The following is a 24208-nucleotide window of genomic DNA, read 5'->3' as shown; positions in this document are numbered from 1 at the left end:
GCACTTCCACCCGAGTGCGGGCGGCGCGATCGGAGCCGTGAGATCCGTGACCCGATTGCAGGAAGTGGCGCACGGACCAGAGTAGTGAGACCAGTTGCCATAGCCTAATTTGCTTTTTTGATAGCCAGATATAGCCTTTTGCTATTCCAACAGTTCGACGCCGTACCCCGACACGACAGCGCGCATCTCCGCCACGAAACGCTGCGCCTGAGCGGTCAGCGACACCGACGCGTGTCCGATCCATCCGATCTCGATGCGCTCGTCGACGTCGAGTGGAACAGCGACGATGGACGGATCGAGATCATCGGAGACGATGCCGGTAGAGATGGTGTATCCACCTAGACCGATCATGAGGTTGAAGATGGTCGCTCGATCGCTTACCCGTATGTCCTGCTTCGACGAGCGGGTGGAGAGGATCTCCTCGGCGAAATAGAACGAATTGTTCGCGCCCTGATCGAACGTCAGCCGCGGCAGATCCTCGAGATCGTCGAGCGTCACCGTCCGTCGGCCTGCGAGTGGGTTCGTACGGGCGACGAAGATGTGCGGCGACGCCACGAACAGGGGCGTGAAGGCCAACCCCGCTTCGCGAATCAGTTTGTCGATCACCTTAGCGTTGAACTCGTTGCGGTAGAGCACGCCCAGCTCGCTGCGCAGTGTGCGGACGTCTTCGATGATGTCCCAGGTTCGGGTCTCGCGAAGACTAAAGGCGTACTCGGGGGTATCAGACGCTCTCACCATGCGGGCGAAGGCGTCGACGACGAACGAGTAGTGCTGGGTAGACACCCCCAGAAGCCGGCGCGAGGGGCCGCGGCCCAGATACCGTTGCTCTAGAAGTTCGGCTTGCTCGACCACCTGACGCGCATAGCCGAGAAACTCCGCCCCGTCCTCGGTGAGTGTCGCTCCCCGGGTAGAACGAACGAGGAGTGTCCGTCCCACTCGGCTTTCGAGGTCTTTCAGTGCCGACGACAAGGTCGGTTGCGCGATGTAGAGCAGATCCGCCGCGGCACTGATTGATCCCTCGGCGGCCACTTCGACGAAGTATCGCAACTGCTGGAGGGTGATCCCACGCACCGTTCCCGTGGTGCCACGTGCCATGACGAGAACCTATCCCACCGTCGACACGGTCACTCGGGTCATGGACAGCACGGTGCCGACGACTGTCGAGGATCCGGAACTTCCCATGCGGTGGGCCAGTCGCGAAACAAGGGCCGATGATCGGCGGTCAGGTTCGTGGAATGCCGAGATCGACGAGTCGCGTCGCGATTCGCCCGACATCTCGACGTTTTGCTCGGAGGGCGTCGAGTGTCAGGTCGATGCCTTCGATCTCCCCGACCCAACCTTGCTTCTGCGCCTCTTCGCGCCGCGCATGGAGGTCGGACTCAATCGAGTCGAGACGCGTGACCATAGTGGGGTCGACGTGGAGCATGGGACAGCGGATACACGCGTGTTCGTGGGTGCACGGAGTGGCGTAGGGGCGGCCGCAGCCGCCGAGCTCTACTTTGCGGCGGTCGAAATGCTCGTCGAACTCGGCCCATTCTCGGTCCGTGACCGCCGCGTACTCGTGGTCGGGGCGGAGCGCCCGTCGGCGTTTGAGGTGTGCTTGGTAGTGGCGGGTGACTTCGTCGTCGAAGACTGCGACGTAGCCGCGGGTGGTTTCGAGGTCGAGGTGTCCGAGGAGTGCAGCTCCGATGTGGATGGGCAGACCGTTGTTGACCAGGTCGGTGGCGAACAGACGCCGGAAGTCGTGGGGTCGGAAGTGGATGCCGACGAAACGTGAGTCGGTTTTGGCGAGGCGAGTGCACACGGACCGCAGTCGCGTCCCGATGCCGTTGCCGGTCATGACTTCGAGACGTTGGCCAATGCGGCGTTGGAACAGGAAGGGTTGAGGTTCGGTGGTGGTGCGGTCGTAGTCGTCGTATCGGGTGGCCAGTGGAACGGCGGTGCGGCCTGTGGAGATCCGGCGGATGATGGACGCGATGACGTGGAACAACTCCGGTGACATCGGGATCACGCGTTCGCGGTCGCTCTTGGAAGGGGCCACGACCAACAGGGGGACGGTCTCTCCGTTGGTTCGGCGGTACCGGCGCACCGACATTTGTGTCAGCTCCGTCAGCTCTTCGACTCGCAGACCGCTTAGGCGCAGTGTCTCACGATTGCCCAGGTCCAGAAGGCGGCGTCCTCTTGTACTTTGACGTCGATGGAGCGGGGGGCCGCTGGGGTGGTGACTCGTACGTTCGGCGGGTGACCGGTCCGGATCAGAGTTTTGTCGCCCTTGGTGTGTACGCGGGTGTACTGCACACCGTTGTGGATGAACTGTCCCCGATCCGCCGCTGTCGTCGCCAGGGCGAGGAGCGTGCGCCAGTGCTCGGCGCGTTCGTCGATGTGTTCGATGAGCACCGGTAGCAGCGGTTGCAGTCTGCGCACGGTGTCGTGCGTTCGTTCACGTACTCGCCGTTTGTGTTTGCCGACGGTGCGCCGCTCCGAGTTGGAGATCGGGCACGGTGCGACCCACTGGGCCCACCGTTCGGGTTCGTGGACCGCCCATGCCTGGATGTCGAAGTACAGTGCCCGCACCCACATCAGCACCGCCGACTGGTCGGATCGGGCGGTCCCGTTCTTCGCGGTTCTGAGCCCCGTTCGCCACTGCTGGTACACCTCGTCGGACAGCTGCAGGGTGCTCTGGTTGGGGTTCAGCTCTACCACCGCCCGCCAGAACACCCGCACTATGATGTCGGCTTGCGCGGAGAGGGAGACGTACTCGAGTTGCACGGAGCGTCGTTCGAGGTAGTCGATGAACAACTGCCGGACTGCGCCGTCGGCGATCGGGTGTCGATCGACCATCTCGACGATGGTCAGCTGTGGTGAGCGCAGTGCCGCTCGTAGCGTCGGGGGAGTCGCGGTGGGGAAGTGGCCCATCGAGTGCATCACCTGCCACGCGAGATGACCTGCGTACTTGTTGGTGTGTAATCCGCTGCGGGTCGTGGTCTGCCGGACTTCGCTCGCGAAGTGCATGAGCGCCGACGCAGTGAGGTCCGCGAACGGAATGCCCTGGGTGGTGAGGGCCGCGCAGACGTCGTAGATCGCGGCGCGGGTGAAGTGGCCGGCGAGTTCGGACTCTCCCACTGCGGCCACGAAACGAGCGAGATCAGCATCCGACTCGGCGACGAGGAAATAGTGTGCGAAATTCAAGAACTTGTTGCGTTTGAACGCAGCGACGGACGGGCGCACCACGCGGAGGGCGAACAGGGCTTTGACAGCCGAAGCGACCTCGTCACGGGCACCGCGTGTCACGGCGTCGACGGCGACCGCCTCGGCGGCCGCGACCATGCCGGTCGCCAACGGCGATGCGTCCCATCGTTGTTGCCATGTCGACCCCGGATACGCGTCAAGGTAGCGGTGCATCCGCCGCAATCCGGCGGTGCGGTTGTAGTGTGCCGAGTCCGATGTCTGCCAGAGCGCGGCGGCGACCGTACTCAGCTCGTCGACCGTTGATGCCGACAAGTCCCCATGACGGTGCAGGGCGCGCGGCGTCGCAGGTTCAGCATCGACTGCCGGCCGTGAATATCGCAGGGGACGCAGCCCTGTCGTGTCGGGAATCGACGCGACGGCGTTTCTCCGCCCCGGCCCTGCCTCACTCACCGAACACCGTCCGCAGATCCTCGGCGGCGTACTCCGCGGCGAAGGTCTCACTCGTCCGCGGCCGCCCGTAGTGCTCCTGCAGCTTGTCGTGTAGTTGCTCCACCCGCGGCACGAGGTAGGCCTGTGTGGTGGTGATGTGCCGGTGCCGCAGCACGGCCTGCACCTCCGGCAACGTCAGATTCGGATCGTCCGCCATGCGGCACGCCGCGGTATGGCGGATGTCGTGGAAGGTCCAGTTCGTCGCGAGAGCATCATTGGCGCGTTGTAGGACTCGCCGCAACGCCCAATACGTCAACGGGCGCGGCACCCCGCGGGTGGTCCTCCAGATGTGTTCGTTCGCACCCGGCACGCCGCACCGGTCGTAGTACCGAGCGAGATCCACGAACGCGTCCGGTGATCCCGGCACCGCCACGAGATCGTCGGTGCCTTTGCCGACGACCCACACTCGCCGCATTCCCCAGTCCACCCGACCACCAACGACCCCGAGCAGTTCACTCGCGCGGGCACCGGACGAGACCGCCAGACTCAATATCGCGCGATCCCGGTCGTGGGTCATCGCTGCGACGAGTTCGTCCCACATGCGGTCCGGGATCGACCGTGGCCCACGACGCGATTGCCTCTGCCGAAGGGGTGCACGCCGAGGCCGGAACGTGGTGTCGAAGGGGCTCGGGCGCAGCAGCATTCGCCGCCGATCGGCGGGCCCGGGAACAGGATTGGACACCGGACCGTGTCCTCGTTCGGCGTGGAATCCGTAGAAGGCCGACACGACCGTGAGTGCGTGGTTGATCGTGGCCGGCGCATACCCGGTGCCGAGAACGGGCTTGCCGGTGCGGACGTTCACCGACCCCGGCGGCGTGACTGCATCATGCCGACGCATCCGCTGCGGATTCGGCGCCGACCGAAACCACCCCACCATCAGTTCGGTCTCCGCACGCGTCGCCTGGTCCCAACGCACTCCCACTGCGATCAGCACCCGCCACCAGCGCAGTACGTCATACGCGTAGGAACGGACAGTGGACGCCCGCATGTCGGACACCGTCAGGTCGGTCAGAAACGATGTGACCACCGACAGCTCTGTTCCACCGATGGTCACCACGAACGGTGGAGTGTTGTGCTCACCCGCATACAGGACCTCGCCCACGGTGGGTAAAGTGACCGACCCAGCGAAGATCTGTGCCCTGACGTCGTTCATCGTGTACCCCCGATACCTCCGGCTGAGGCCAATTCCCCTGCACAAGTGCAGTTAACAGGCCCGCCGGCGACTGGATCGGCCTCTGCGACATCGAACTGCACACCGGCAACGGACACGGCACCCTCCACGTCCAACAGTGGTGCCCCAGCAACGCCATCACCCCCACCACCGACCCCGCCGGCGGCCAGGCCACCGGCCGCGAACGCGACGCGCGCGCCTGACCACACGCTGCCGTGCGGGTGCACCTGCATGGAAACGGCGCTGTCGGTGCCCCGCGCTACCGTGACCGGTCGTGCAACCAGGCGACCACATCACCCTCCATCCCAGCGGAACCAGCACCTTCGAAATCGTCGACCTCGACGACACCCACGCCACCGTCACACCCACCGGAACCGACGCCGCAGCCCCCGGCGCCTACACCTTCCGCGTCCCCCGCACACACCTCACCGCCACCTGACCCCCCGGAGGTCGGCCGCTCCGCGGCCGACCCAAAGGCATCGAGCTCCGCTCGGTGAAACAGCACCATGACGCCCCACCAGCACCCATCGGCCAATAGCCTGGCGCCGTGACGCAGCCCATGCCACGCCGACGTTCCTCAGGCGCGAACAGCGTCTATCGAACCCAGAGGATCGCGCCCCAGCCCCAGCCTCTTGGTCGGCCAGTGACGCCTCGGCCGCACCCCGTCATTCCCGAATGGCTCTGGCGCGACGGCCTTATCGCCCTCGTCATCGCCGCAATAGTCAGCGCATCAACAATATTCGTGCAGTACCGGATTGACGAGGACCGGGCAGCCCGTGAACTCCGCGCTGCTAACCTGAACTTCGTCAGAGACAAGTCGTCCGGGGACGGACAAGAGCTGAAGCCATTCAACTCCTTCGACCTGAGTGGCCAGAACATGAGCGGTCTACAACTGGTGGGAGCGAATTTTTCCGACGCAAACCTAGATGGAAGTTCTTTCTCTTCATCGGATCTCGAACTCGCGATATTCGCACGCACATCGGCGCGCGACGCGACTTTCGACATGTCCGAAATGGAGTTCGCCATCTTGCACCAGACTGATTTTTCGCGCGCCAAGTTCAGAAATGCATCGTTGCCGCGAAATATGATGCATGTCCGAATGCTTGACGTCGACCTCCGAAGAGCCTCGTTACCGGCAGACATTGACTTCAGTGCAAGTGACTTGAGGGGCGTGAACTTGGAGAACAAAGACCTACACAACGCCAGATTTGCAAGGAACCTCACTCCCTCTTATGGCGGTAGCGACCTCAGCGGGGCCAATCTTTCTGGCGCAAACCTTGCCGACGTAGAATTTGGTGTCGTAGTTACGGACGGTTTGGCTAGTCAAAAAGTTGCGCTCATAAGTTACTTTATCGACCAAGTAGGCGTCGAAAACGTCATACTTGACGACCCGCACAGGGGCAATTCTGAGTTTTACAAGAACAACGTGCTTGTGGGTGAAACGAAACTCGTCGACATATGCTATAACTCTGAGACAATTTGGCCTACGAATTTTACGCCGCCACCAAATAATCCAGCGACGTGCGACAAGTTTGAAGGCTCGGCGACGAACTAGGACAAACGGCGTACGCCGTGTTCATCGCGCTACCGCGACCCGCGGGACGTGGCCGGTCTCCGTCGCTCCCGCACAACACCGCTGCGTACCCCACGGGTGGAAGGTGGCAACTCGGGTGCTGTGACCGACGGTCGGGTATCGCTGGCCGGCCGGGCGCCGGACACCCTGCGGGCGTCCCCTGATCGGAGCTCCGCTGCGCTCCGCCCTGTCGAAGAGCATCGTTCTTTCGGCACATCTGGCTACTCCGATGCTGCGGCACTCCCTCCCTCGACCGCCAACACCCGACCTCCGCTGCGCTCCGGCCCCTACGGGGTCCGAAAACTTTTCGGCCCACGGTCCTCCGCTGCGCTCCGGCCCCCGAAAACTTCCCGGCTCGAATGCTGGCGCCGGTCACTCGCACCGCCTCCTCTACGCCACGCCAGATGACGGCGAAAGAACGCGGGGAAGGGCCACCGACTCCGCACCGACACCAGTTTCGGAAGGGGAGCACCCGTGATGCGCGCACAGCACACCACCACCGCCGACGAAATCGACCACCTCGTTCACAAGCAGGGCTCACCGAAGATCCGGCGCACGGTCAAGAAGGCCAGCGCCCGCTACGACCGCCGCGCCGCCCGCCGCGCCCTCCGGTCCTGACACACCACCCACCGACGAACACCCACCCACTCGAAAGGCCCGAACCATGACGCAACGCCGCATCACCATCAGCACCGCCGCAGACCTCATCGCCGCCGTCCCCGCCCTGGTCCGGTTCGTCCCCACCGACTCCATCGTGGTCATCGCCCTCACCGGGACCGCCGCGACGTTCACGGTTCGCATCGACCGCACCGCCGTCGACACCCAGACCGACCGCATCGTCGACGCCCTCACCCGCCACCGCGCCACCGCGGTGCACATCGTCAGCGTCAGCGACCACGCCGACAAGCGCGCCGCGACCACCGAGCACCTGATCCTCGCCCACCGCCTCTACGACGTGGCCCGCGTGCAGGGCAACTACTGGATCCCCACGCTCGCCGAACCGGCCACCGCGCAGAACCTCGACACCCTCGAGGCCATCGCCGTCGACCCCACCGCCTCACTCGTCGCCGTCGCCGCCGCCGTCGAGGCCGGTCAGCGGATCGAACGCAACCGCGACGCCATCGCCGACCGCTACACCCGCACCGACACCATCACCCCCGCCGAGCACGCCGACCCCGCCGGAGTGCTCGAAGAACTCGCCGCCGTCGTCTACGCCGACGAGCTGCCCAGCGTGGACCTGATCGCCCGCACCGCCGCCGTCATCACCACCCCGGCCGTCCGCGATGCGATGTTCCGGCTCCCCGCCTACGGCAGCGCCTCCGCCCACGCCGTCATGACCACCGTCGCCCGGCGCACCGCCGCCGCCTCGCGCGTGCACGCCCTGTGCATCGTCGGCTGGCTCAACCACCGCGCCGGAGACGGAGCCGCCGCCAACATCGCCTACGACGCCGCCACCACCGAAGCCCTCACCACCGGCACCCCGCACCCGAAACTGCTCACCCTGTTGCAGGCTTCGCTCGAGAACGCCGTTACCCCCGCCGAAATGGCGCTGCTCGACCTCGACCCCGCCACCGTCCGCGAACACACCGGGGCGCACCTGCCCGGGGCGCCCGACCGCGACTGACCCCGCGCCCGGGGCGGCCCCACCGAGGGGGTCGCCCCCGGGCGTACCGGGGCGGGACGCGCCGGGCGGGGCATCGAGCCCCACCCGGCGCCACCACTGGACTCACCCACCGCAGCCGGGCTCACCACCCGAGGTGGCGGGGGACCGAAACCCCACTACCAGCGGTGCCCGCGCCTACTCCTGGACGTTGCGGTCCGTCCACCCCAGATCGGCGTTCCGCAGCCCCGCCGGCCGGGTCGCCTCCACCGGAACACCCGCCACGATCGCCGCGACCGCCAAATCCGACGGCGGCACCGCCGCGTGCACCAGCTCCGACAACCTCGACTCCACCGACGAACGCTCCATACCCCGATCGTAGAACCGCACCACCGACTTTCCGTCGTATCGCCGGCCCCTGGCGGGCCGGCGACAAGGCAAACCCCACAAGCGGAACTCCGCTGCGCTCCGTGCAGAAAAGAAGAAACACTGTTCTCTCGGCACATCCGGCGCATTCCGATTCTGCGGCACTCCCGGCCGCACACGCCACTATCCGACCTACCGGCCCCTACGGGGTCCGAAAACTTTTCGGGCACCCATACCTGCGCTGCGCTCCGGCGACCGAAAACTTTGTCGTCTCGAACAATGGCGCACGGCCACTCGCACCGCCGACTCGGGCGCCACGCCGGATGACGGCGAAAGAACGAGGGGAAGGCCACCGACAAGGGGGTCACCCACCACCGCCGACCACAGGAGAAGCCGTGCCCGACACCACCGCCCACACCGACTGCATCGAGCGCGGGACCACACCCTGCCACGGCACCGTCGAGCCACGAATGTCGCTCAGCGGCAGCGGAATGCCGTTCTCCCGGTGTGACCGGCACTGGAACGACCGCCTCGACCGCGAGGAAGAAATCCGGCGACGCTACCCCCAGCACCAGCCGGCCGACTTCGACCCCACCTACGCCGGCGAACGATGGGACGAGGACTGACCACCCGCCCGACGGGGGCGGCCACGCACACAGCGTCGGACCGCCCCCTCCGAATGCGAAATGTCGCCACGAAGCGAAATGTGATTACGAGAATGAACACCGCGCAGCGCCGAAATCGTTACCGAATAAACTCACGCACGACTGGCCGAATATCCGCCGCTGAAATAGAATGGACGCAATCCCAGCGAATACCGAAAGGGCCCGAGAAATGTCCGCAGTGACCGTCTACACCAAGCCGAATTGCGTCCAGTGCAAGGCCACCTTCCGCGCGCTGGACAAGGCCGGCATCGACTACACCGCCGTCGACATCACCCTCGACACCGACGCCCGCGACTACGTGATGGCCCTCGGCTACCTCGCCGCCCCCGTCGTCGTGGTCGACGACGGCATTCACTGGTCCGGCTTCCGCGACACCCGCATCGCCGCACTCGCCGCCGCCTGACCACAACCCCACCACCGAAAGGACCCGGCAATGCCCCTCAACTACTTCGCTGTCGCGTTCGCGCTGCTCGTCTGCGTTGCAATCTGGGGCTGGCTGTTCAGCCCGTTCCGCAGGGAAGACCCGTTGCCCGACACGCTCGAGGAGTTCGCCGAGCGCTACCCCGATGTGATGGAGAGCGACGGGGACGAGATCACCATGTTCTACGCCGCACTTGAGGCCGACAAGAGCAGTCGGGGCCGCTAGCACTGCGGTCGCCGGGGCCAGATGCCCCGTGGCGAGAGCTTCCTCCGCTGGCAACGAGGGGCGGACCGGTTCACCGATTTCCGACCCCCAACCAGAGACCCCCGCCCGATCCGACCCGAGAGTAGGTGAGAGCCGTGAATGCACTCCGAGCCGTCCCCACTGAAGGCCCCGACGATGATGCAGCCGGCCACGACGCTGCGGTCCTCGACCTCGCACCCGACACTGCGCCCGTCGCCGCACCGGCCGGTGACCCCACCGCCCAAGAGCTCGACGAGCTGGACCCGCGTACCGACCCGGAATCGCTCACCCTCTGCGCCCTCATGTGGTCCGCCGAGTCCGCCGACACGACCCGCGTTGCCGCCGCCCTCACTCCCGGCGACTTCGCCAGCCCCGCGCACGCGGAACTGTTCACCATCATTGCCGCCCTCATCACCGAGAACCGGCCGCACGACCCCGCCTCCGTCGCTGCGGTGATCCACCGCGCCGGGGGAGGGCAGAAGGACGCCCCGCTGCGGCGGGTGCTCGCCGACGTCGTCACCGCCGACGCCCCCGCCGTCGCCGCCGTGCACTACGCCGACATCGTGCTCTCCCAGTCCTACCGGCGGTCGTTCCACATCGCCGGCCAGCGGATCACCCAGGCCGCCGAACAGGGACCGGAGGACGAGTTGTTCGACTACATGGTGCAGCTCGGCCGCCAGCAGCGCGCCGCGTGGAACCGCCTCAACACCTTCCGGTCCGGCACGGTCGCGGAGGGTGAGGGGGAGCGGTCGTGACCGGCGACGCCGCGGCAGCGCTCCCCGCCGGGTGGTTCGCCCACGACGAGGACGGGCGCATGGTGGAGGCGCCGTGCCGGATCGACCCCCGACTGTGGGACACCGACCGCGCCCCGATCCACGAGATCCGCATCGCCGTCCGCGAATGCCGCACCCTGTGCCCGATCATCGACGCCTGCCGCGCCCGCCGCGACGAGATCACCGCCGTCGGCCGCCGATCAGATGGGACCGTGCCCGAGCTGGCTGGGATGGTGTGGGCCGGCCGCGCCTACAGCACACGCGGCACACCCCTCGACGTCGACGACCCCGCCACCCGCACCGCCAACCGACCCGACCACGACACCCGCCACGTCACCGCCGACGGCCGCGTCTACGACGGTCACACCGGCACCTGGGTGCCCGCACCCGACCACCTCACCCGCCCCGCCCGGAACCGGAGGACACGATGACCGACCACCGACCGATCGGTCAGCGGATCGCCGCCGCCGACCGCCGCGTCCGCACCTACCTCGGCGGCCCCGGCCTCGCCGCCATCGCCGCCGCCGTGCTGCTGTTCGCCGTCGTTCTGCCGCTCGCTGTCCGCGCCACCAGCGTCCCGGCCGTGGTGCTCATCCTGTGCCCCGTGGTCCTGGTCGTGATCGGGGTCAACCGGGTGCGCCGGCGATGACCTCCCTCGCGCCGTCGCCGCCGGCGACCGCGCCTAGCGGCCGTGGCTGCACGATCCCCGCTGCGGAACCGGTCGCATGCGTCCGCCCGTCATTGCGGACAAGTCGTATCGACCGCGATGTCAACAATCTCCCCCGCGAAGTCGGACGAAAGGCCCTCGGTTCGAGCTACGTTGGCGACAACTTCCTCTCGAGACGAACCGAGCTCGCTGAACTGCGAACACACTCCGTCTGCGACCTGTTCTGCCTCTGCATCGGTTATTGGCACTCCACCGAATGCCGCGGACAATCGTTCGACGAGGTTCCCCGTATCGACCTTTTCGGGTTCGGCAGACGGTGTGGGCGGGCGGGACTCGCTCACAGTTGAGGGGGTCGTCGTAGAGGTCGCGACTGACGAAGCTTCGCCCTCAACACTGGAACCACAGGCCGAAAGAGCGGTTGTGGCTGCCACGGTGAGCAGCGACAGAGCAAGAGTTCGTTGCATCAGCAGAGCTTAGGTACTTGGTTCACTCTGTAGATCAATCGAGTGATCGTCCGGTGGCGAACTAGACCTACAGACCGCGGCGGTCCTTCCTGTGTGCAACGTTGCATAGGAACCCGCCGGCCGCCGGTAGGTCCGGGCGACACGGTCCCGGTACGAACGGTGTGCGGTGCGTTCGGCGTCGACGAACGCCTCGACGTCGGGCATCCCGCTGGTGTCGCGGTGCGGGTAGGTGGTCGGGGTGTACCCGCACCCCGGCAACGCGACGGTGGCGAAGGCGTAGTCGTAGAGCGGTTCGAGATCCCCGTCGTCGTAGCTCTCGGTTTCGTCGGTCGACAGGAGCACCGGCACGTCGTCGGGCAGTCCGAGGTCGCGGGCCCGCGACGTCGCCGCTGCGATCCACGTCGCCACGTACGCCTCGACGTCCGCCTCGTACAGCGTCTGCACTGCCGCCAGCTCCGCCTCCAACTCCGCCCGCGGGTTGCCGTCACGGTCGGCGCGGCGCAGCTCCGCCCGAATGGCGACGGTGTCGCGCGTGCACAGCTCGCGGATGCCGTAGTCGTCGAGCTGTTGGTCGCGGGTTTCGAAATAGAGCACCACCGGTTCGGTGCGCCGCAGCAGCGGCAGTTCCGGATCGGTGCCCAGGCCGGCCAACGCGGACACGTGATGCGCTGCCACCGATTCCGGCGAGGCCGCGAGCAGCAGGTCGGCGCCGCCGACGTTCGCCGCCGCGGTCGCCGCCGCCCGTTCGAGGACGGCGGCGACGTCGACGCGGCGACTGCGGGCGGCGCGGGTCAGTGTTGCGGCGAGGTCCCGTTCGACGGCCGGGGGAGTGTCGAACTCGGTCGCGACGGTGGCCACCTCACCGGAGACGTCGCGCAGCGGCCGCGCGGTGTCGTCTCCGCCGAGCGCGGTCAGGCTCACGTGCACGTCGGTGACCCCGCGAGCGGGGAGCGCGGCGAGCTGGTGGCGCACGAAGCAGGTCGCCGCGGCTTCGTCGACGAACACCCCGTGCGCGTGCACACTGCGCGGGCCGCTGCCGTCGCTCCGCCGGTCGGCGATCACCGCCTCGACCACCGTCTGCGGCGTCACTGGTGGACCTCCGCACCGCCGTCGGTGCGTGACCCAGTGTCGCCGGCCGAGCCGGTCCTGTCGTTGGACGCGGTGTCGACGGCGGGGGAGTCGGTGTCGACGGTCGCCGCAGCGGCGCGTCGACCGCGGCGGCCGGTGGGTGCGCTGCGGCCGGTTCGCTTCGCTCCCGGCCGCGCGACAGCATCGGGCACGGCCAGGCCCGCGCGTCGCAGTTCGGCGACGCTCCATCCGCCGGCGACGGCCGCGCGGAACGCGGCCTCTTCCGCGGCGGCGGCGTCGGCGTCCGCTTGCTGCGCGGCGCGGACGTTCTCGGTGGTCTCGGCGCGGGTGTTCTGCGCGGCGACGATGGTGTCGATGTGCACCAGGCGGTTCTCGAGCGCAGCTTGTGCGGCGGCGCGAACAGCGGTCGGGTCGACAGGGGTGACAGTGGGTGCGGACATGGAATCTGGCCTTTCGAGACGGTCGGTCCCGGTGAGTCACCGCACCCGGTCGCACGCTGACGCGCGCACCGCTGCTCGACTCACCCATGGAGTGCTGGGAACGACCGAGGCGACCCGCACGGCGTCTCGATCCGCCTGCGACTGTACGAACTTGGCTGCTCGTATACAACTCGGCGCAAGCCCTCGGTTACTCAGGACTTGATTGGCTGGGTGATCCCTTCCAAGTTCCATCGGGTCGGCGGGTCCACGAAGTGCCGGTCCTGTGCGCGCTCGACGAGCACGGCGCGGAAATAGGCAGTAGAGCCAGGCACGAACGTGATCTGGACCCCCTCCGCGGTACCGCGATCCAGATGCTCGATTGCAACAGCGGGGTTCAAGACGCTCGTCTCGGGATCGGACACGAACACTGCCCCGATGTTCATCGTCTTCCTGCCGATGGTGAATTCGTACTCCAACGGAAATCGCGGGCACGAGATGTCGGACAGCATGGTTCGCAGTTCGGGAGAGTCGGAACCGCTCAGTACCCCCGTGACGTTTGCAATAGCCGGGGATTCCACCGCGTGTCCCTCGACCAGCAATCGTGCTACACGCAGATCAATTCGTTCGTTCTGAGTGACGGTCAGCGGTAGCTGGAAGGATTGTTTGCAGTGGGACTGTACGACAAGAAGGTCCTCCGCGATCGCCTTGATGATCGGCACGTCCGGGTCGAGAGGTGGTGTCATGCCCGGGTCCTGCTGCTGCACCGTGAGCAGGTGTTGGTCCTCCAGGGCCACCTTCAGCACAAGATCCGGCGAGCGCAGCATCTCATTGACAGACAGCACCTCGACGGCATCGTGCGGGCGGATCTTCTGCAGGCTGTAACCCACCCTCACGTCGACGGGGTCGGACGACTCTTCGGCCAACGGGAACATGATCCGCAGCTCGAGGTGACGGTCGTTGAAAGCCAACTCGAGTGACCCACCTTCGGCGCCGTGGCCAATGTGCGTGACCTCGCCCTCGAACTGGCCCAGCATCGACCCGGTGGGGGACTCGAACGTCAACTGCGCGGCGGCGCCGATGTTCGGATTGCTGCTGATCGGGTTGAACTGCATTTCGATGTTGTGGTGCACACCCGCAATGAAGGAGGGGCCATTGATTGTCAGCCTCTGTACTGCGCCAGCGGGGAGAAGTACGGGGTCGGAGGCACCGAAACCGAACGTGCTGCGCATCGCCGAACGGAGCGCAGCATCGTCCGGTCCCAGGCGCCCGTCGACGGTGAATGTGATCGGACTTTTGAGGTGCGCGTCGGCAGTTTTGGGTCGCGCGGAGTATGTGACGTGGTCGCCTACTCGACGGAAATCGAGGCCCCAGTGCAGGTCCATCGTGTCCGCGAGTTCGCCCAAGGCCTTCACGCGGTTTACGACGTCCGTGACCCCGCCCAGGAGCGCGGCGACCTCCTGCCCGTACAGGATCGCGCTGGCGCGCAGGGCGTCGCGGTCGAGGTAGCGATAGACGTCGGGGAAGTTAATCATCAGGGTGTCTAGTTCGACTTGATCGACGATCTCAATGCGAGGCCCGTCGGGGTCGCCCAGTCCGAGAACGAACTCGCGCTCGCCGGGCGTCAGCTTGGTGGGTACCACCAACAGCCACTCGTCGGGCTGATGCTTCGTCGCGCTGATGTACGACTTGCGGATCTGTTTCTGACGGGTCGTCTTTTTGTCACCGGAGAAGCCGTCACGGAAGTACTTGAGTTGGTAGATCCGCCGGTGCTGGTTGGGCTTTTCGACGTTGATGTCGATGCCGTCGTCCCCGCCACTCCCGTTCGGCACGGTCACGTTCGCGTAGTCGTCCCACTGTCGCCGGATCAGCAACTCGACGATGGTCTCGAACTGGTCTCGTCCCATCGCGGGCCAGTCAACTTGCACTGTTCTGCTCTCCCTGCGCCGAACGTCGACTGTAGGCCGTAACGGACTTGGCGCCCTCCTTCGACACGCACTCGACCGGACCACCGGGCTTTCGTTCACCTGATCAGAGGCGCGCGTACGCCACGGCTTGGTGAAGCCCGCGCGGGCCGGCCTCATGTCCGAAGGTTCAGGATTTCCCGGTCACTGCGCTTCATCTCAGGCACTCACAGTCAGGTCGGACCCACCACCGGGGACAACCGCCGGCCGCGTAGATCACGTGGCCGAAACGGCACTCGCGGCGCTCGTCCTGAGCCGCTTGGAACGCGCCCCGCTCCGCAGGCTCCGCGGACCGCGTTCGTGCCCCGGGCGGAGCAAGCTATTACTTGGGTGCCCTAACCGTAGCGGTTCGGGCGGGCCCCTGCCACACTGGGTCGTGTGGGTCCCCGGTCGGGGTCGCTGCGCTGGGCATGTCAGGACGGTCGGGACGGGGGAGTGGGCGGTGAGCGAGAGCAAGGCTGGGTGGCTGCGTAGCCGCCAGTCGAACGTCGTCGGCGGCCGAGTGCATCGGCACGTGGTGAAGCTGACCGACGAGCAGGAACTTGCCGTGCAGGCCGCTGCCCGGGTGCAGGGTGTGACGGTGGCGCGGTTGCTGGCGGACTCGGCGCTGAAGGCTCCGCGGGCGTCTGTCTCGCGTGAGGACCTGACGGAGTTGTTCGAGACGACGCGACTGATCGGCGCGCTCGGAAACAACCTCAATCAGATCGCGAAGGTGGCGAACTCGACGGGGGAGTTGGTGCCCGAGACGGCCGCAACGCTGGCCGCTGTTCGCCGGGTGTTCGACCGGGTGCGCACGTTGCCGCGGGAGCTGACCGGAACGTGATTCCGAACATCACGCGCGGTGCGAAGATGACGGGGCTGGTGTCGTACCTCGCCGGTCCCGGACGGTCGAACGAGCACGAGAACCCGCACGTTGTCGCCGGTCACGAGGCGGTGCTGTTCGCTGCACCGGCGGGGGAGTTGTCGCATTCCGATGCGATCGAGCTGGCGCACGAGATCGACACGGCAAGGGTCGTGTTCGGCACCGAGGTTTCCTACACCAACCGTCGGAAGATGAACGCTGCGATCGACGACGGCACCCCGCGCTCGGTGGCGCTAGCCGACGCCACCAGCGACCGCAACGTCTGGCACTGTTCGCTCTCGCTGAACCCCGACGAGGGGGAGTTGTCGGACGCCACGTGGGGCGCTATCGCGGCCGACTTCATGCGGGAGATGGGTTTCGACGACCCGTACTCCCCTCGGGCGGCGGCGCGGTGGGTCGCGATCCGGCACGGTAAGACCACCGCGGGTGGGGACCACATTCACATCGCTGCTTCCGCCGTCCGTGAGGACGGAACGAAGGTCGACACGTTCAACGACTTCAAGCGGGCCCAGGCTGCGTGCGGAACGCTCGAACACGCTCACGGACTCGTTGTGCTGACCTCGCGCGAGAACGACCGCGGAACACGCGGCGTCAAACCAGCGGAGGCCGGCGTCGCTGCACGTTCCGGCGCGGCGGAGACCGCCCGCGTGCGTCTCGAGCGCACCGTGCGGGCGTGCGCCACGGCGTCGAAAACCGAAGGCGAGTTCGTGCGGCGCCTGCGGGCGGAGAAGGTGCTCGTTCGGCCTCGCTACGACACGGGAACCGCCGGAAAGGTGGTCGGCTACTCCGTTGCTACGACGCCGACAGCAGCTGAACGTGCGGCCGGAGGCAAGCCGGTGTGGTTCGGCGGCGGCCGGTTGGCGAAGGACCTGACGTTGCCGCGTCTGCGCGACGAGTGGGAGACCACCGGGACCGCGCAACAGGACGCAGCGGCGGAATGGTCGGCGGCCCGGCGCGGCGCGGCGGTGACCATCACGACCGGTCGCGAACGCACGCAGCTCGACGCCGGCCTGATAGAGCGGGCGGCCGAGGACATCGACAAGTGGAACACCTACCTGTCCTCGATTCCGGCCTCGGACACCGCGCAATGGGCACGCGCCGCAGGACGCACCGCGGGAGTGTTCGCCGCGTGGTCGGCGCGCACCGAGCCGACGCCGGGGCCACTGGCGAAAGCGGCGACAGCGTTGTCCCGGTCCGCGCAAATCCCGGCGCACCAACGCATCACCCCGGACCCGGATCGTCGGCACGCAGGCGGGGCCGCGCTGATCGTGATGCAGACCGCGCTCACGGCACGCGGCGGCGCCACAGCGAACGCTCTGTTGCTCCGCCAGATGATGCGCACCATGGAAGCGGTCGCCGACGCCGAACGCGCCGCCGGGAACGCACGACAGGCGCACGCACTCGTTCGAGTACGCGAACGCGAACTCACAACGCTGCACACCCAGCTCGTGCGCACGTCCGCTGCTGACCGCGGTGCGGTCGCGCTCGCACCGGACGCGGCGCCGCGAGCGGTGACCGCTCGCGACGGCGGTCGCCCCGACGGTGTGTCGGCGGAAGCGTGGGAAGCAGCCCGGTTGACCGGCCTGGGCAACACCAGCGGCGCTTCCCATCGGGACGGTCCCGCACACGCACCGACCGCGTCATCGGGTGACGTGGCGGACAGGACCGACAGAGGTGCACGGGGGGTCGGCGAGGACCACGAGAGGTAGAGCCGTCGTCGCCGAATCGTCGATCGACCCGGAACCTGTCGGTCTCTGCCCGATCGCGGTGTTGCGGGGCAGTGATCTTCGATCTGGAACGCGACTACCGACGCAATTCGCCGACGTGGCCCGCATGCGCGCGCAGAGCGTGGTCGATGTCCGCAAGTTCGTTTCCGCTTCCGGACCGCCGCGGCCCGTCGGTCGGCACGGGACTCACTGCCGTCATGGCCGCGATGTCGAGCTCGTAGGTCTCCGCGTACTCGGCGCCGCCTCGAATATGTGTCAGCAGTGTCAGCAGTGTCAGCAGTGTCAGCAGTGTCAGCAGTGTCAGCAGCCGTGATGGAATGACCGAATGACTACGCGCGACGGGTACGCCGTGGCGGACCTGCGTATCGCCGCCGTGGTCCGCGACATCGCCCGTCTCGGCGACGGCGACGATCACCTCGCCGAGCTTCTCGACCGATCCGCCCGCGACATCCGCATTAGCATCGCGGGCGCGGCCCACTGTGGCATCACCATCGCCGTCGACGGCGCCACCTTCACCGCGGCCGCGTCCGACCCTGCGGTCGAACCGATCACCACCGAACAGTTCACGGTGGGGCACGGGCCGTGTCTGCACGCCGCGAAGACTGGGCACGGCGTCGAGGCGGACTGCCACGAGGTCGACCCACGGTGGCCGCGCTTCGGCGCCGCCGCCCGCGCAGTCGGTGTGCGCTCGATGCTCTGCGCACCCGTCCGGGTCGACGACGCCGCCGTCGGGTCGTTGACACTGTTCTTCCGAGACACCGATCTGCTCACCGCGACCGACGAGCAGGCGCTCGAGCTTCTGGCGGACGCCGTAGGCGACGCGCTGAGTCGTCACCGCCGCCTCCGAACCCTGGAAGCGACGATCGCCGGTCTACGGGAAGCGATAGACCACCGCGCACCCATCGAACAGGCCAAGGGCATCCTGATGGCCCTGCACAGCATCGACGCCGACGCAGCTTTCGCCGCACTGTCGACCGAATCGCAACGCACCAACCGCAAACTACGCACCGTCGCGGCGGAATTCGTGCACGCCGTCAGCACCGCCGCACCGATCCCCGGCCTCCTCGCCGACGCACCGGCCGACCCACTGCACCGCTGACGCACCGACATGGGGACATCGACTCGCGGCGGGCGAGGAGACCTCGGATCGGGTGCACCGCTGAGCCCTCCGGCGTGCCGAGCGGCGGATCGGTGGCCGACATCCAAGCCGAGATCGACGACGTCGTACGACGCTACTTCGATGCGGTCAACGCCGGTGACCTGGAAGATTTGAACGAGGCGTTGCGCCGCGGCGCAACGCCGCCGAGCAGCCCAGCCGCAGCTGGCGACCGTTGTGCGGGAGGTCGGGGTCGCGGACATCTCGGGGGACTCCGCGACCGTGCCGGTGGCGCTGTCTATCGACGACGGGGTCCCACCGTCCGCGCCGTCGACCGTCACCCTTGGTCTCGTCAAAGAGGACGGCTGGTGGAAATTCTGCATGGTGGAGCGGGCCGCATCGGCATAACCGGCTACGGGCCGGCGGGGCGGCGGTAGGCGCTCTCCCGGTGGGGAGTGGGGCCGCACCATCGGACGGACAGGGTCGAGGTCTCAGAGCAGCCACCGGCTGGTCGTGAGAAGCTCGCCGGCTCGGCGTCGTCGACGCCGACTCCGTAGAATCGAAACCGGACGCGCGGCCGCGGTGAGGCCGCGGACGCGCGACGAGGGGCGGGAGTGGCGAAGAAGTTCAGCGTGGAGACGCTCGACGATTTCACCGGTGAGGCGGCCGAACGCACCGTGGTGTTCGGGTTCGGTGCGCGGTGGTTCGAACTCGACCTGACCGAGGTCAACGCCGCCCGGATCGAGGGACTTCTCGCCGACTGGATGGACCGGGGGCGCGAGGTGACGACGGAGACGCCTGCCGCCTCTCGCACCGCCGAAAGTCGTCTCCGGAGCGCGGAGATCCGAGCCTGGGCCCGAGAGAACGGGTGGGACCTCGCGTCGCGGGGACGACTGCCCAACGACGTGGTCGACGCGTTCGACAACAGGTGACGACCGGTGCGGGTGCAGTGGCAGGCGAACGTCCGCGCAGACGCCTGAACTGGGCGTTCACACTCTTGAACGACATAAGACAAATTATCGACAATAATCTTCGTTGCTGATTGTCGGCCGGTGATGGCCCGACGAGGTTCAAAAGGCGTGTCTGCGCGAACCAGCTTCGAGACCTAGTACCACCACGGAGGCGGTGCCATCACGTAACCGATTCGTTCCGGAGGTTCCGCTATTCGTCCTGGTCGAGCCGACGGATGATGTTGGCCAACAGGATCACCGCGTCGGCGGCGATCCCCGCGTCACGTCGGGTCGCCGTCGCCGAGTGCTTCACCCGGTGAGCCACTACGGCCGACTTCTTGGTCAGGCCGCGGATGTCCTCGTTGTCTTTCCCCGGCAGCGTGTCCTCGATGTAGCGCTCGATCCGCATGTTCGTCTTGTCGACCGGCGGCTCGGTCTCGCCCTCGCGCAGATGTACCTCCGCGTCGTAGACAGTTCGGGACAATGCCTCCAGCACCCCGACGCAGTTCGTTCCCAGGGCGCGGTAGTCCTGCGGTGTCGAGGCCATCTGGAATCGCCGGCGTAGCTCTCTGACTTCCTCGTCCACCGCCGGCCATCCCGTCGCGGCCCGCGGTGACGCAGGCTCGGCGAGCGCGTCGAAGCTGCGGTCCTCCAACGCGATCAGCTTTGTGTGTACCGGGTCGAAAAGCTCCGCGACCATGTCCCGTCTCGCCTGCCAGGACCCGTACCCGTCATTTCTGTTCCAGTACGTCCGGAACGTCGTGAAGTTGCGGAACGGCGGTTCGAAAGTAACGCTCAGGCGGCCGCACACAGCCTTCATCGCGGTCAGAGCCGCCGACATCTCCTTGTCGTCCAACTGCTCACCGCCGCCGGTTCCGTACGCAGTGAGCTCGTCCTGGAGCAGGTCCGACAGAGCGATCGCGACCTCCACGTCGGACTTCCCCGCCACGGAGCCACGTCGCAACTGGGTCATCATCGCCGTGTCGAACTTCTGCCGGGCGGACTCTCCCCACGGGTCCCCGAACGAGGGAGACGAACTGGACGATGCGACAGGCTTGAAGAAGTCCTCGGCAATCACAGACTAAGTGTTCCATTCGTTTCCCTGCGGGCATCGTGTCCCCTGGCGTGGCGACCTTGATGGACGATGCATCATCGAACGCCGCCTCAGTGATCTATCGAGCGTTGACAAGGTTGACCCTACCGACAACAATGAGGTTGACTTGGTTGACCGCATTGGAGGGCTGCTCGTGAGCACACTCGCCGAACAGGAGCGCAAGCTGCTCGACCTGCTCACCCACTCGGTCCACCGGACGTTCGCCGATGCTCGCGCATCGGGTGTTCCTGCCGACGTGTTCGCGGACGTCGAGTCGATCGTGCGCTCGATGACCTCGGCGCTGCCGACGAGTCATATCTACGACCAGCTCGTCGGCCCGTTCTACGACACCTCGGGCCTCACCCGGTGGTGGGGGGTGAGCCGGCAGGCCGTCGCCAAGGCCGTCTCGACCGGGGCCGTGATCGCATGCCAACTCGACGGCGGCGGCTGGGTGTACCCCACCTGGCAGTTCACCGACTCGGGAACGGTCTACCCCGACCTCCTCGCCCTGTGGTCGACGCTGCGCGCCGAAGCGGACGCCTGGACCTGCGCAAGCTGGCTGCGCAGTCCGCTCGCCGATCTCGACGACTGCAGTGCAGCGAGTTGGGTCGCCGAGGGGCGCCCCATCGAGCCGGTGCTCGAGCTCGCGCGCGCCGACGCACGTCGGTGGGCGGCGTGACCGGCCGCGATCAGGTCGCTTTGGCTCCGCCGTCGCGGCCGCTGGACGGATTCCCGTCCTGTGAGCTCACCGCGGCGCAGGTACTGCACCGTGGGCACAGAGTCTCGAACGGGCCATGGTGGTTCTCGTCCTCGGGCGGTGGCCGTTTTGACCTCACCCCGCCGCGCGGAACGTGCTACCTCGCCTACGACGAGGTCACCGCTATTCGGGAGACCGTCGGCGCTCCCCTCGCCGCGAGCGGAGTGATCAGTGCAGAGTTCGCCGCGGAACGGCAACTCTCCGCGCTGGCAGTGCCGCACGGTCACCACCTGGCCGACACGTCGTCGGCGGAGGCCGCGAACTACGGCATCACCAGGGAGTTGGTGTCCATGACTCCGTACGCAGTGCCGCAGGAGTGGGCTTCAACCTTCGATGCCACTTTCGACGGTCTGCAATATCAAACCCGGTTCACTACCGGACCGACGCCGAACGCCGTCGCGCTCTTCTCCGGCGCCGGCGAGTCGCCTTGGCCTGTCGACCTGGATCCGGAGCCGTTGACGACAGCGGCCCGGCGGCACGGTATCGCCGTGGCGAGTGCGCCGCGATCGGTGCGGGTCGTGTTGCCGCCGACGCCCTAACTTGCTTCGGTACCTGTAGCAGATCGCCCGTACCCGACGACCCATTGGCTATTAGTGTCGATCTGGTTGTTTAGGCGTCGGCTCAGGCGCGGTTCTTGATCAGTTCTGCGCGCCATACCCTCCACCGCACAACAACGTCGGTGCCGGTGTAGATCCGTCGGAACTCAAGTGGCCCCTGCGGCTCTGGGACGGTCCACCCGGGGTGCGCTGTGGCGAGCCGTCTGACCTGCTGCACCACGTAACCCGCGAGGTCGAGGACACGGATCCGTCCGGTCGGTGGTGTGCGGTAGTCCATCCACAGGTAGCGGTCCCACACCAGGCACCCCGTCAGAACTGTGACCCCGGTGGGTGCGTTGCCCGTGCCGACCAGAGTGGTGAATCCGCTCCCGAGGTGAGCGATGCGCTCGACACCCTGGTCGGTGTCGACCGCGACGATCGAGGCGTCGATCTCGGACGTCACCTCCGATGGCAGTCCAAATTCCGGCGGGCTCGCCCAGTAGGTGGTGGGAGTGCAGAGCACGCCCGGCGCCGGGTCGTCCGGCCACGGTTCCATGTCGTCCAGCATGAACAGTGCCGTCATCGCGGCGGTCCCTTCTCCCGTTCCATCACTCCGATGTCTCCCGGAACGGGATCTATCACGCGTAATGGCATTCTCGCGATGGTGGGAACTCCCGCATCAGCTCGGGGTGCCGCCCCGCATGTAGTCAGCGGGGTTTGACCAGCAGGATGGGTGCGGTGACTTCGAGGACGATGCGTTGAATGTCGCGACCCAGGAGCAGCTTTCCGACGGTCGATCGGCGTTTGGTGCCCAGGACGATCAGGTCGTAGTTCGCGTCGTCGATGTGGTCGATGAGGGTGGCGATGGCGTCCGCGCCGTTGCTGGGACCGAGCTCGCGATAGCGGGTTTCGGTGTCACCGACGGTCGCTCGCACACTGTCTGCGACGGACTCTCGCACTGCCGCGGCGGCTACCTCGGTGGCGGGTGACTCGTGGTGAACGATCAGCACTGTCAGAGGTGCGGAGGTCTCGCGGGCGCGTTGGGACGCTGCCGTGAGTGCGGCGTCGCCTTCGGGGGTGGGTGCATGGAGGACAGCAATGTTCACAGGGGACTCCGTGGTTCGTCGTTGACACGTCGACCGCACGGAACTCAACGCCGGCCGCATCGTCCGCGTGGACGAGTCGGCCCCCAACGCCATTCCGCAGGTGTCCTGCGGCTACGTCGCGCGGAGCCAGTAGGCCGCGATCGTCGACGCCGACGCCGCCGCCGAGGTGGCCGACGGTCACGTCGGTGAGATCTGGCTGCACGGGGAGAACATCGGACGCGGGTACTGGGGCCGGAGCAAGGAGACGTCGGAGACGTTCCACAACAAGCTCGTCTCCCGGCTCTCCGAGGGCAGCCACGCCGACGGCGTCGCCGAGGACGCGAACTGGATGCGGACCGGCGACTACGGCGTCTACGTGGACGGCGAGCTCTACATCACCGGTCGCGTGAAGGACCTGGTGATCGTCGACGGTCGCAATCACTACCCGCAGGACCTCGAGTACTCGGCCCAGGAGTCGAGCTCGGCCCTGCGTCCGGGCTTCGTCGCGGCGTTCGCCGTCCCGGCGAACCAGCTCCCCGACGTCGTCTTCGAGTTCGGCGCGGGCGGTCTGAGCCGCGATCCGGGCGACGCGTCCGAGCAGCTCGTCATCGTCGCCGAGCGTGCGCCGGGTGCCGGCAAGGCCGACCCGCAGCCGATCGCCGACACCGTGCGGGCCGCGATCTCCGCTCGCCACGGCGTCACCGCACGCGACGTGCTGCTGGTGCCCGCGGGGTCGATTCCGCGCACCTCCAGCGGCAAGATCGCCCGTCGCGCCTGCAAGGCGGCGTACATCGAGGGGACGCTGCGCGGTGGATACCAGCAGACCGCGTTCCCCGACGCTCCCGAGGTCGTAGACGAGACCGCTCCCGAAGCATGATCACCCCCCGCGGGTAGTTTGGCGATTCGATGGCTGAAGAAGAGACGACCGTGGACACCCGCACCGGGGACGCCGAGATCACCGGTGATTCCGTGGGGACCGACGAGACGGCGAGCACGGTGGGAGCCGACGGGT

Annotated in this window: 28 protein-coding genes and 1 pseudogene; 17 read left to right on the top strand and 12 right to left on the bottom strand. The window is 67.0% G+C overall.

Annotation, left to right across the window (positions count from 1 at the left end):
* Positions 1-141 precede the first annotated feature (141 nt).
* From BMZ18_RS05180 to BMZ18_RS05165, 4 genes are all read right to left on the bottom strand, one after another.
* Positions 142-1095 carry a LysR family transcriptional regulator gene (locus BMZ18_RS05180; RefSeq protein WP_074921859.1) on the bottom strand — a complete coding sequence of 318 codons (954 nt, stop codon included), beginning with the start codon at positions 1093-1095 and terminating at the stop codon, positions 142-144.
* 127 nt (positions 1096-1222) lie between these two features.
* On the bottom strand, positions 1223-2095 hold the full coding sequence (locus tag BMZ18_RS05175) for a tyrosine-type recombinase/integrase (RefSeq protein ID WP_074921858.1): 873 nt from the start codon (positions 2093-2095) through the stop codon (positions 1223-1225).
* Between the two features lie 38 nt (positions 2096-2133).
* Entirely contained in the window at positions 2134-3501 is a 1368-nt protein-coding gene (locus BMZ18_RS20015) for a hypothetical protein (protein WP_244516416.1), read from the bottom strand.
* A gap of 130 nt (positions 3502-3631) precedes the next feature.
* A complete protein-coding gene (locus BMZ18_RS05165; RefSeq protein ID WP_074921854.1) occupies positions 3632-4831 on the bottom strand; it encodes a tyrosine-type recombinase/integrase in 1200 nt (399 codons plus the stop codon).
* A gap of 292 nt (positions 4832-5123) precedes the next feature.
* On the opposite strand from BMZ18_RS05165, the gene BMZ18_RS19635 reads away from it, so the two are divergent.
* The 4 genes from BMZ18_RS19635 to BMZ18_RS05155 all read left to right on the top strand — a co-directional run bounded on the left by BMZ18_RS19635 (position 5124) and on the right by BMZ18_RS05155 (position 8046).
* On the top strand, positions 5124-5288 hold the full coding sequence (locus BMZ18_RS19635) for a hypothetical protein (RefSeq protein WP_170851455.1): 165 nt from the start codon (positions 5124-5126) through the stop codon (positions 5286-5288).
* 108 nt (positions 5289-5396) lie between these two features.
* On the top strand, positions 5397-6404 hold the full coding sequence (locus BMZ18_RS05160; protein ID WP_083400161.1) for a pentapeptide repeat-containing protein: 1008 nt from the start codon (positions 5397-5399) through the stop codon (positions 6402-6404).
* A 495-nt stretch (positions 6405-6899) separates the two neighbouring features.
* On the top strand, positions 6900-7040 hold the full coding sequence (locus BMZ18_RS19630; protein WP_170851454.1) for a hypothetical protein: 141 nt from the start codon (positions 6900-6902) through the stop codon (positions 7038-7040).
* 46 nt (positions 7041-7086) lie between these two features.
* The gene (locus tag BMZ18_RS05155) at positions 7087-8046 is read left to right on the top strand and encodes a DUF4192 family protein (protein ID WP_074921850.1); all 960 of its coding nucleotides are present in this window, start codon (positions 7087-7089) and stop codon (positions 8044-8046) included.
* A 174-nt stretch (positions 8047-8220) separates the two neighbouring features.
* On the opposite strand, the gene BMZ18_RS19625 is transcribed toward BMZ18_RS05155, so the two are convergent.
* Entirely contained in the window at positions 8221-8391 is a 171-nt protein-coding gene (locus BMZ18_RS19625) for a hypothetical protein (RefSeq protein ID WP_170851453.1), read from the bottom strand.
* Positions 8392-8783: 392 nt separating this feature from the next.
* On the opposite strand from BMZ18_RS19625, the gene BMZ18_RS05145 reads away from it, so the two are divergent.
* From BMZ18_RS05145 to BMZ18_RS05120, 6 genes are all read left to right on the top strand, one after another.
* Entirely contained in the window at positions 8784-9014 is a 231-nt protein-coding gene (locus BMZ18_RS05145; protein ID WP_074921846.1) for a hypothetical protein, read from the top strand.
* A 208-nt stretch (positions 9015-9222) separates the two neighbouring features.
* A complete protein-coding gene (nrdH, locus tag BMZ18_RS05140; RefSeq protein WP_074921844.1) occupies positions 9223-9456 on the top strand; it encodes a glutaredoxin-like protein NrdH in 234 nt (77 codons plus the stop codon).
* 30 nt (positions 9457-9486) lie between these two features.
* Entirely contained in the window at positions 9487-9699 is a 213-nt protein-coding gene (locus BMZ18_RS05135; RefSeq protein WP_074921842.1) for a hypothetical protein, read from the top strand.
* Positions 9700-9833: 134 nt separating this feature from the next.
* Complete coding sequence (locus tag BMZ18_RS05130; protein WP_074921840.1) at positions 9834-10472, top strand: DnaB-like helicase N-terminal domain-containing protein; 639 nt, start codon at positions 9834-9836, stop codon at positions 10470-10472.
* Positions 10469-10921, top strand: a complete 453-nt coding sequence (locus BMZ18_RS05125) for a hypothetical protein (RefSeq protein ID WP_074921838.1) — start codon at positions 10469-10471, stop codon at positions 10919-10921. Before BMZ18_RS05130 ends, BMZ18_RS05125 begins: the two co-directional genes overlap by 4 nt.
* Positions 10918-11139 carry a hypothetical protein gene (locus BMZ18_RS05120; RefSeq protein WP_074921836.1) on the top strand — a complete coding sequence of 74 codons (222 nt, stop codon included), beginning with the start codon at positions 10918-10920 and terminating at the stop codon, positions 11137-11139. Before BMZ18_RS05125 ends, BMZ18_RS05120 begins: the two co-directional genes overlap by 4 nt.
* Positions 11140-11228: 89 nt before the next feature.
* Here BMZ18_RS05120 and BMZ18_RS20295 read toward each other — a convergent pair whose 3' ends face one another.
* The 4 genes from BMZ18_RS20295 to BMZ18_RS05100 all read right to left on the bottom strand — a co-directional run bounded on the left by BMZ18_RS20295 (position 11229) and on the right by BMZ18_RS05100 (position 15033).
* Complete coding sequence (locus tag BMZ18_RS20295; RefSeq protein ID WP_083400160.1) at positions 11229-11621, bottom strand: DUF732 domain-containing protein; 393 nt, start codon at positions 11619-11621, stop codon at positions 11229-11231.
* Positions 11622-11630: 9 nt separating this feature from the next.
* Positions 11631-12710, bottom strand: coding sequence for a hypothetical protein (locus BMZ18_RS05110; RefSeq protein ID WP_074921832.1), 1080 nt, complete (start codon positions 12708-12710; stop codon positions 11631-11633).
* Entirely contained in the window at positions 12707-13150 is a 444-nt protein-coding gene (locus BMZ18_RS05105) for a hypothetical protein (RefSeq protein ID WP_074921830.1), read from the bottom strand. Before BMZ18_RS05105 ends, BMZ18_RS05110 begins: the two co-directional genes overlap by 4 nt.
* Before the next feature lie 191 nt (positions 13151-13341).
* Positions 13342-15033: a restriction endonuclease gene (locus tag BMZ18_RS05100; protein ID WP_170851452.1), complete on the bottom strand. Its 1692-nt coding sequence runs from the start codon at positions 15031-15033 to the stop codon at positions 13342-13344.
* A gap of 499 nt (positions 15034-15532) precedes the next feature.
* Between BMZ18_RS05100 and BMZ18_RS05095 the strand changes: the two genes are divergently transcribed.
* The 4 genes from BMZ18_RS05095 to BMZ18_RS05075 all read left to right on the top strand — a co-directional run bounded on the left by BMZ18_RS05095 (position 15533) and on the right by BMZ18_RS05075 (position 19707).
* Positions 15533-15913, top strand: a complete 381-nt coding sequence (locus BMZ18_RS05095) for a plasmid mobilization protein (protein ID WP_244516415.1) — start codon at positions 15533-15535, stop codon at positions 15911-15913.
* Positions 15910-17661, top strand: a complete 1752-nt coding sequence (locus BMZ18_RS05090) for a relaxase/mobilization nuclease domain-containing protein (protein WP_212634868.1) — start codon at positions 15910-15912, stop codon at positions 17659-17661. Before BMZ18_RS05095 ends, BMZ18_RS05090 begins: the two co-directional genes overlap by 4 nt.
* Before the next feature lie 343 nt (positions 17662-18004).
* Complete coding sequence (locus BMZ18_RS05080; RefSeq protein WP_074921824.1) at positions 18005-18778, top strand: GAF and ANTAR domain-containing protein; 774 nt, start codon at positions 18005-18007, stop codon at positions 18776-18778.
* A gap of 611 nt (positions 18779-19389) precedes the next feature.
* The gene (locus BMZ18_RS05075) at positions 19390-19707 is read left to right on the top strand and encodes a histone-like nucleoid-structuring protein Lsr2 (protein WP_074921822.1); all 318 of its coding nucleotides are present in this window, start codon (positions 19390-19392) and stop codon (positions 19705-19707) included.
* A gap of 229 nt (positions 19708-19936) precedes the next feature.
* On the opposite strand, the gene BMZ18_RS05070 is transcribed toward BMZ18_RS05075, so the two are convergent.
* The gene (locus tag BMZ18_RS05070) at positions 19937-20803 is read right to left on the bottom strand and encodes a hypothetical protein (protein WP_074921820.1); all 867 of its coding nucleotides are present in this window, start codon (positions 20801-20803) and stop codon (positions 19937-19939) included.
* Positions 20804-20972: 169 nt separating this feature from the next.
* Here BMZ18_RS05070 and BMZ18_RS20010 point away from each other — a divergent pair, with 169 nt between their 5' ends.
* Together BMZ18_RS20010 and BMZ18_RS05060 are read left to right on the top strand one after the other, a co-directional pair.
* Positions 20973-21497: a hypothetical protein gene (locus BMZ18_RS20010; RefSeq protein WP_342028274.1), complete on the top strand. Its 525-nt coding sequence runs from the start codon at positions 20973-20975 to the stop codon at positions 21495-21497.
* The gene (locus tag BMZ18_RS05060) at positions 21494-22114 is read left to right on the top strand and encodes an RES family NAD+ phosphorylase (RefSeq protein WP_244516414.1); all 621 of its coding nucleotides are present in this window, start codon (positions 21494-21496) and stop codon (positions 22112-22114) included. The genes BMZ18_RS20010 and BMZ18_RS05060 overlap by 4 nt, the downstream gene beginning before the upstream one ends.
* 82 nt (positions 22115-22196) lie before the next feature.
* Here BMZ18_RS05060 and BMZ18_RS05055 read toward each other — a convergent pair whose 3' ends face one another.
* The gene (locus BMZ18_RS05055) at positions 22197-22694 is read right to left on the bottom strand and encodes a hypothetical protein (protein ID WP_074921816.1); all 498 of its coding nucleotides are present in this window, start codon (positions 22692-22694) and stop codon (positions 22197-22199) included.
* 124 nt (positions 22695-22818) lie between these two features.
* Positions 22819-23277: a universal stress protein gene (locus BMZ18_RS05050; protein WP_244516430.1), complete on the bottom strand. Its 459-nt coding sequence runs from the start codon at positions 23275-23277 to the stop codon at positions 22819-22821.
* On the opposite strand from BMZ18_RS05050, the pseudogene BMZ18_RS05045 reads away from it, so the two are divergent.
* Positions 23243-24073, top strand: a pseudogene (locus tag BMZ18_RS05045) (fatty-acid--CoA ligase); the annotation flags it as partial. The gene BMZ18_RS05050 and the pseudogene BMZ18_RS05045 overlap by 35 nt on opposite strands.
* Between the last annotated feature and the right edge of the window lie 135 nt (positions 24074-24208).

Source organism: Rhodococcoides kroppenstedtii, from assembly GCF_900111805.1.
In the GTDB taxonomy this organism is placed as follows: Bacteria; Actinomycetota; Actinomycetes; order Mycobacteriales; family Mycobacteriaceae; genus Rhodococcoides; species Rhodococcoides kroppenstedtii.
The sequence above is the reverse complement of the archived record's forward strand: the minus strand, read 5'-3'. Positions and strand labels throughout refer to the sequence as shown.

What these genes read in the sequence shown, in the direction of transcription:
- BMZ18_RS05120 (WP_074921836.1), top strand. Translation starts at nt 10,918, where the DNA reads ATGACCGACCACCGACCGATCGGTCAGCGGATCGCCGCCGCCGACCGC.
- BMZ18_RS05105 (WP_074921830.1), bottom strand. Translation starts at nt 13,150, where the DNA reads ATGTCCGCACCCACTGTCACCCCTGTCGACCCGACCGCTGTTCGCGCC.
- BMZ18_RS05050 (WP_244516430.1), bottom strand. Translation starts at nt 23,277, where the DNA reads ATGCGGCCGGCGTTGAGTTCCGTGCGGTCGACGTGTCAACGACGAACC.
- BMZ18_RS05175 (WP_074921858.1), bottom strand. Translation starts at nt 2,095, where the DNA reads ATGTCGGTGCGCCGGTACCGCCGAACCAACGGAGAGACCGTCCCCCTG.
- BMZ18_RS19625 (WP_170851453.1), bottom strand. Translation starts at nt 8,391, where the DNA reads ATGGAGCGTTCGTCGGTGGAGTCGAGGTTGTCGGAGCTGGTGCACGCG.
- BMZ18_RS05100 (WP_170851452.1), bottom strand. Translation starts at nt 15,033, where the DNA reads ATGGGACGAGACCAGTTCGAGACCATCGTCGAGTTGCTGATCCGGCGA.
- BMZ18_RS05080 (WP_074921824.1), top strand. Translation starts at nt 18,005, where the DNA reads ATGACTACGCGCGACGGGTACGCCGTGGCGGACCTGCGTATCGCCGCC.
- BMZ18_RS05180 (WP_074921859.1), bottom strand. Translation starts at nt 1,095, where the DNA reads ATGGCACGTGGCACCACGGGAACGGTGCGTGGGATCACCCTCCAGCAG.
- BMZ18_RS05135 (WP_074921842.1), top strand. Translation starts at nt 9,487, where the DNA reads ATGCCCCTCAACTACTTCGCTGTCGCGTTCGCGCTGCTCGTCTGCGTT.
- BMZ18_RS05155 (WP_074921850.1), top strand. Translation starts at nt 7,087, where the DNA reads ATGACGCAACGCCGCATCACCATCAGCACCGCCGCAGACCTCATCGCC.
- BMZ18_RS20295 (WP_083400160.1), bottom strand. Translation starts at nt 11,621, where the DNA reads ATGCAACGAACTCTTGCTCTGTCGCTGCTCACCGTGGCAGCCACAACC.
- nrdH (WP_074921844.1), top strand. Translation starts at nt 9,223, where the DNA reads ATGTCCGCAGTGACCGTCTACACCAAGCCGAATTGCGTCCAGTGCAAG.
- BMZ18_RS19630 (WP_170851454.1), top strand. Translation starts at nt 6,900, where the DNA reads ATGCGCGCACAGCACACCACCACCGCCGACGAAATCGACCACCTCGTT.
- BMZ18_RS05055 (WP_074921816.1), bottom strand. Translation starts at nt 22,694, where the DNA reads ATGACGGCACTGTTCATGCTGGACGACATGGAACCGTGGCCGGACGAC.
- BMZ18_RS05165 (WP_074921854.1), bottom strand. Translation starts at nt 4,831, where the DNA reads ATGAACGACGTCAGGGCACAGATCTTCGCTGGGTCGGTCACTTTACCC.